The organism is Aeromonas sp. R5-1 (genome assembly GCF_040908265.1).
Taxonomy (GTDB): domain Bacteria; phylum Pseudomonadota; class Gammaproteobacteria; order Enterobacterales; family Aeromonadaceae; genus Aeromonas; species Aeromonas caviae.
In genome coordinates, this window is the sequence record NZ_JBFODJ010000020.1 from 1 (window position 1) to 5,882 (window position 5,882).

4 protein-coding genes are annotated in these 5,882 nt (G+C 61.6%); 3 read left to right on the forward strand and 1 reads right to left on the reverse strand.

Annotated elements, in window-relative coordinates; translation table 11 throughout:
* Positions 1 to 208 precede the first annotated feature (208 nt).
* Positions 209 to 1,690 carry a ketol-acid reductoisomerase gene (ilvC, locus tag AB5Y64_RS02985; RefSeq protein WP_039041087.1) on the reverse strand — a complete coding sequence of 494 codons (1,482 nt, stop codon included), beginning with the start codon at positions 1,688 to 1,690 and terminating at the stop codon, positions 209 to 211.
* A gap of 193 nt (positions 1,691 to 1,883) precedes the next feature.
* Between ilvC and ilvY the strand changes: the two genes are divergently transcribed.
* The 3 genes from ilvY to AB5Y64_RS03000 all read left to right on the forward strand — a co-directional run bounded on the left by ilvY (position 1,884) and on the right by AB5Y64_RS03000 (position 5,740).
* Positions 1,884 to 2,777: an HTH-type transcriptional activator IlvY gene (ilvY, locus tag AB5Y64_RS02990; RefSeq protein ID WP_010676123.1), complete on the forward strand. Its 894-nt coding sequence runs from the start codon at positions 1,884 to 1,886 to the stop codon at positions 2,775 to 2,777.
* A gap of 107 nt (positions 2,778 to 2,884) precedes the next feature.
* The gene (locus AB5Y64_RS02995) at positions 2,885 to 3,076 is read left to right on the forward strand and encodes a hypothetical protein (RefSeq protein ID WP_010676124.1); all 192 of its coding nucleotides are present in this window, start codon (positions 2,885 to 2,887) and stop codon (positions 3,074 to 3,076) included.
* A 90-nt stretch (positions 3,077 to 3,166) separates the two neighbouring features.
* Entirely contained in the window at positions 3,167 to 5,740 is a 2,574-nt protein-coding gene (locus tag AB5Y64_RS03000) for a bifunctional acetate--CoA ligase family protein/GNAT family N-acetyltransferase (protein WP_039041086.1), read from the forward strand.
* Positions 5,741 to 5,882: the final 142 nt, after the last annotated feature.

Sequence of the window (5,882 nt, forward strand, 5' to 3'; positions counted from 1 at the left end):
ATGTTGGAGCGCTACGGGCGGGAAGTGAATGTACCACGTTGCTTGCATGAGGCGCTGGGGCGCCCCATGCAACACGTAATTGGGACATAGCCTTTTTTATAGGCTTCAATCTGTCTGTTTGCATCATCCGGACGACAGGCCAGGTGTCTAAGCCAGCCAGTAACGGGGATCGTCATCCCCGCCCCTTCCGATGCCGCTCAGCGAAGGCTTAACCGCCGACGGCAATACGCTTCATGTCCTTCATGTAACCACGCAGGGTCTGGCCGATCTTCTCGATCGGGTGGTTGCGGGTCGCTTCGTTGGCAGCCAGCAAGGCCAGGTTGTCCACCGCCTTGCTCTCGGCACGGGCACTGCCCAGGTCCCCTGCTTGCAGAGTCGGCATGAAGTGCTCGCGCAGCAGCGGCACGGCGGCGTTGGCGAACAGGTAGTTGCCGTACTCCGCGGTATCGGAGATGACCACGTTCATCTCGTACAGACGCTTGCGGGCGACGGTGTTGGCGATCAGCGGCAGCTCGTGCAAAGACTCGTAGTAGGCGGACTCTTCATAGATGCCGGAGGCCACCATGGTTTCGAACGCCAGCTCGACACCCGCCTTGACCATGGCCACCATGACCACACCATTGTCGAAGTACTCCTGCTCGGCGATCTTGCCGGCATAGGCAGGGGCATTCTCGAAGGCGGACTTGCCGGTCTCTTCGCGCCAGCCGAACAGCTTGGCATCGTCTTCGGCCCAGTCAGCCATCATGCCGCGGGAGAACTCGCCGGCGATGATGTCATCCATGTGCTTCTCGAACAGCGGACGCATCAGGGTGCGCAGTTGCTCGGAGAGCTCGAAGGCACGCAGCTTGGCCGGGTTGGAGAGACGGTCCATCATCAAGCTGATGCCGCCCTGCTTCAGGGCCTCGGTGATGGTCTCCCAGCCGAACTGGATCAGCTTGCCGGCATAGGCCGGGTCGGTGCCCTCGGCAACCAGCTTGTCGTAGCAGAGCAGGGAACCGGCCTGCAGCATGCCGCACAGAATGGTCTGCTCGCCCATCAGGTCGGATTTCACTTCCGCGACGAAGGAAGATTCCAGCACGCCGGCACGGTCGCCACCGGTAGCAGAGGCCCACGCCTTGGCGATGGCCATGCCCTCACCCTGGGGATCATTCTCCGGGTGGACTGCGATCAGGGTCGGTACGCCGAAGCCGCGCTTGTACTCTTCACGCACTTCGGTGCCCGGGCATTTGGGTGCAACCATCACGACGGTGATGTCGGAGCGGATCTGCTGACCCTCTTCCACCACGTTGAAACCGTGGGAGTAACCAAGAGCGGCGCCCTGCTTCATCAGCGGCATCACGGTTTTGACGACGTCGGAGTGCTGCTTGTCCGGAGTCAGGTTCAGCACCAGATCGGCGGTCGGGATCAGCTCTTCATAGGTGCCGACCACGAAGCCGTTGTCGGTGGCCTTCTGCCAGGAGGCGCGCTTCTCGGTGATGGCGGCCTTGCGCAGGGCGTAGGAGATGTCCAGCCCGGAGTCGCGCATGTTCAGACCCTGGTTCAGGCCCTGGGCGCCACAGCCCACAATCACCACCTTCTTGCCCTTCAGCACGTTGCAGCCGTCCGCGAACTCTTCGCGCTGCATGAAACGACACTTGCCCAGCTGGGCCAACTGCTGACGCAGGTTCAAGGTGTTGAAATAGTTAGCCATGGTGATTGCTCCGTTCGATTGATTCCATGCCGGATAGCGGCGTTGTCGAAACCACTATAGCGCGGGACACTTATTGCCTGAACTGATATATTCGAAACAGTACGTTGCAGGAATTGAAATGTGATTTCCCGCAATCTCCCACCGCCGAGCCATCGTGCTACAGGGCGCCTGACAACGCCGCAGGAATAAAAAGATGGACCTTCGCAATCTCGAACTGTTTCTCCACCTCGCCGACTCCCTCCACTTCGGCAAAAGCGCCGATGCCATGGCGGTCAGCCCCTCCACCCTGAGCCGCGCCATCCAGCGACTGGAGCAGGAGACCGGCTGCGTGCTCTTCGAGCGGGACAACCGCTCGGTGCGGCTCACCCCTGCTGGTGACAAGCTACGGGAGTTTGGCGGTGCCTTGCTGCAGGAGTGGCGCCAACTCAAACAGGAGCTCAAGCGCAGCGACGAGCCGCTGCAAGGGCGGCTGCGGGTGTTCTGCTCGGTCACCGCCAGCTACTTTCTGCTGCCCGAGGTACTGGAACGCTTTCGTCGCCGTTATCCCCAGCTGGAGATCAAGCTGGAGACCGGCGACCCTGCACTGGCAGTGGACAAGATCCTGGCTGACGAAGCCGATCTCGCCATCGCAGCGAGGCCGGATGCGCTCTCGTCCAAGCTGGAATTCGCCAGCCTGCAACAAGTCCCTCTGGTGTTCATCGCCCCCCGCAATGCCCCCCAGCAGGGTCAGTGGTTCCCCCAGGGCGAACCTGACTGGGAGCGCCTGCCGCTGATCCTCTCCGAACAGGGGCTGGCCCGAAAGCGCTGTGATCAATGGTTTCGCAACAAGGGGATAGCTCCCAACATCTATGCAGAAGTGGCGGGCAACGAGGGCATCGTCGCCATGGTGGCCCTCGGCTTCGGTGTGGGTGTCGTGCCTGCCGCCGTCATCGATCACAGCCCCATGGGGGACAAGGTGCGTGTGGTCGAGCCCAAACCGGCGCTCAAGGCGTTCGACGTCGGTATCGCCGTGCTCAAGAAGCGGCTGGAAGAGCCGCTGATCCGCGCCTTCTGGGACACTGCACGCGGCCAGGGAGGCCTTCGCTGATCCGGCAGGCGTCGGAGCCACAGTGAGTGTCAAATGTATCAGTATTAAAGTGGGGGAGAAGAGGGGACACTGGCCGGCACCATCCAGCCACCATCAAGGAATAGAGCGTGAGCCAGCATCTTGTCGAAATCCGCAGTGCCATCCTGTTCGCAGAATATCTGCAAAGCCTCGGGGTCCAGCGCCATGAACTCGATCGGGAGCAGGAGATCTATCTCCAGGACAGGCACCTCGCCACGGTGCAATGCATTCAGGGGGAGCTGCGCTTTTATCTGCGCGCCAGCGCACTGGCCAGATCGTGATCCGCAATCGGTCACAGAACCCGCACGCAAAGCGTATTAGACTGGCACCATCCGCCCCCCTCGCCCCGGGGGCCACCATGAGGAGTGCCCATGAAACAAAGCGGCCTGGATCGGCTCTTCAAACCTCACTCGATTGCCGTCATCGGCGCCTCCAGTGATCCGCAGAAAGCAGGCCATGTGGTCATCCGGCACCTGCTGGCGGGTCAGTTCCAGGGCCCTATACTACCCGTAGCCCCCCGCAGCCAGGCCATCGCTGGCGTGCTCGCCTATCCGGACATAGAGAGCCTTCCCCTCTCCCCCGATCTCGCCATCGTCTGTACCCGGCGCGAACGGGTACTGCCGCTCATCGAGGAGCTCGGCAAGAAAGGAACTGGAGCCGCCATCATACTGGCCGCCCAGTTCTCCACTGACGAGCACCTGCGGCTCAAGCATCTGTGCCAGCAATACGGCATTCGGCTGCTCGGCCCCAACAGCATGGGCATGCTGCTCCCCGGGCAGGGTATCAACGCCAGCTTTTCCCCCATTGCAGCGACTCCGGGACAGGTGGCGTTTCTCTCCCAGTCGGCAGCGGTCAGCACCACCATCCTGGATTGGGCCAAGCAGCGCGAAATCGGCTTCTCGGCCTTCATCTCCCTGGGCGATCATTGCGACATCGACTTTGGCCAACTGCTGGATCAGCTCTCCCGGGACGGGACGACCCGCGCCATCCTGATCTACATGGACAAGCTGCACGATGCCAGGCACTTTCTCTCCGCCGCCCGTGCCGCCTCGCGCAACAAACCCATCCTGATCCTCAAGAGCGGTCGGCATGACCCGGCCAACGGTCTCGACAATGTCTATGATGCCGCCATCCGCCGAGCTGGCATGCTGCGCGTCCGGGATACCCACGAACTGTTTGCCACTGTCGAGACCCTGAGCCACTCCCTGACCCTCAAGGGGGAGCGGCTCGCCATCCTCTCCAACGGGCGCGGCCTCGCCAACATGGCCGCAGACGTACTGCTGTCTCGGGGAGGCAAGCTGGCGATGCCACCCCTCGACATCGGCAGCGATGCAGATATCGAGGCCTACAAGAGTGCACTCGAGACGCTGCTCCAAGGGGACAGTGCCGATGCCATCCTGCTGATCCATGCACCGTCCCTCACCGCCCGAGGTGTCACCCTCGCCAGCAACCTGATCGACTTCATCAAGCAGCATCCCAGGGCCAGACGATTCAACATCCTGACCAACTGGGCAGGCGAATACTCCGCCCAGGAGGGGAGACGCCTGTTCAATGAGGCGGGCATCCCGACCTATCGCACCCCGGAAAGCGCCGTCACGGCCTTCATGCACATGGTGGAATATCGCCGCAACCAGAAGCAGTTGATGGAAACACCGGCCTCCCTGCAGGGCGACAGGCTCGATGTCGAGCGCTGCCAGCAGCTCCTTGGGCAAGCGCTGGAGCGCCAGCAGCGGGTGCTGGACACCCACCTGGCCCATCCCATCTTGCAGGCAGCCGGGCTATCCACCCTCGCGACCTGGATCGTCTCCGATGCCATCGAAGCCGCACTGACTGCAGAACAGATTGGCTACCCCGTAGCGGTGAAGCTGCGATCTCCCGACATCGCCCACAAATCCGATGTACACGGTGTCATGCTGAACCTGCGCACCTCGGCAGAAGTCGCCCAGGCGGCAGATGCCATTCTGGACAGGGTACGTCAGCACGATCCTGGCGCCCGCATAGAAGGGCTGCTGGTACAACGCATGGCACGCCGCAGCGGGGGTCTGGAGCTACGGATCCGCTTGCAGCAGGATCCGGTCTTCGGCCCCGTCATCCTGCTCGGGGAATCCGGCGCCGAGCCCCGCGAAATGGTCGCGGCCCTTCCTCCCCTCAACCAGGCACTGGCTCGCTACCAGATCATTGGTGCCCTCAAGGACGGCAAGATCCGCGAGCAGGCCAGTCCGGTACGGCTCGATATCGACGCCCTCGGCCAGGTGCTGTGCCAGCTCTCCGAGCTGCTGCTGGCCTTCCCCGAGATACAAGAACTGGATCTGCACCCGCTGCTGGCCTGTGGCGAAGAGATGGTGATCCTGGATGCCCGGCTCGTCCTGGCAGAGCGAGGACAGCAAGTGCTGCCACTGGCCATTCGCCCCTATCCCACCGAGCTGGAAGAGGGTGCCTGGCTGAAAGATCAGAGTCATGTGCTGCTGCGCCCCATTCGCCCCGAAGACGAGCCGGCCCACAAGCAGTTCGTGCGGCAGGTGTCTGATGAAGACAGGTACAAACGTTTCTTCGCCGACGTGGGGGAGCTGGGGCATGAGGAGCTGGCCCGCATGACCCAGATCGATTATGACCGGGAAATGGCCTTCGTCGCCGTGGGTCAGGACGGCCCTTTTAGCCAGCAGATCCTGGGAGTGGTGCGAGCCATTGCCAGCCCGGATCAATCGGATGCGGAGTTTGCCATCCTGGTCCGCTCAGACTTGAAAGGGCTCGGACTCGGCAAGTTGATGATGGAAAAGATCGTGCGCTATGCCAGAGAGCGTGGCATAGGCCAGCTCTCTGGCATGACCATGCCCAGTAATCGCGGCATGATCAATCTGGCCAAACGGCTCGGTTTCAAGATCGATATTCAGCTGGAAGATGGGATAGTCAACATGGAGCTGCCCTGTGCTGATCAGGTTATATAACGATACAATCGTGGTGGTAAATCAACCAGATATGGATGGATAACGTGAATTTCAGGCAATAAAAAACCCCGCTCGAGTGAGCGGGGTTCTTCGTGTTGGGTGCCTGGCAGTGTCCTACTCTCGCATGGCGAATGCCACACTA